General features: G+C 45.4%; 1 protein-coding gene. It reads right to left on the bottom strand.

Annotated features, from left to right (window positions below; all coding sequences use genetic code 11):
- Positions 1-86 precede the first annotated feature (86 nt).
- The coding region (locus tag LMF89_RS25570; protein WP_229537607.1) for an AIM24 family protein at positions 87-531 on the bottom strand (445 nt) is incomplete at its 5' end.

Raw genomic sequence — 531 nt, 5'->3', positions numbered from 1 at the left:
CTAATCTGCAAATCCGCCCGTAATTATTAGTAATCCTGTTACCTTATTATAATAGAAAAAAACAGTGCGGACAATACGCCATGAAATTAGTCACCGTCCAACATTCTGAAGACGCCCCCAAGAACACTTCCCTCGTCTCTGCTTCCTGATCCTCCCTGCGGAGCAGCTGCAAAGACCCTGCTCGCAAGTCTGCTGAATGGCAGAGATTGAATCCATACTGTTCCTGGTCCTCTTAAAGTTGCAAAGAATAAGCCTTCACCACCAAATAAAGCTGTTTTAACTCCTTTTACCATTTCGATATTATAATCAACATCTTTTGTCATGGCAACAAGACAGCCGGTATCAACTCTCAATACTTCCCCTGGTGACAGTTGTTTTTCGATAATCGTACCGCCGGCATGGACAAATGCCATTCCGTCGCCTTCCAGCTTCTGCATGATGAATCCTTCACCGCCAAAAAAGCCTGTCCCGAGTTTACGTTGAAACTCGATCCCAACCTCGACACCTTGCGCTGCAGCAAGAAAAGCATCT

This window comes from Pelosinus baikalensis (assembly GCF_020819555.1).
Lineage (GTDB): Bacteria > Bacillota > Negativicutes > DSM-13327 > DSM-13327 > Pelosinus > Pelosinus baikalensis.
The sequence above is the reverse complement of the archived record's forward strand: the minus strand, read 5'-3'. Positions and strand labels throughout refer to the sequence as shown.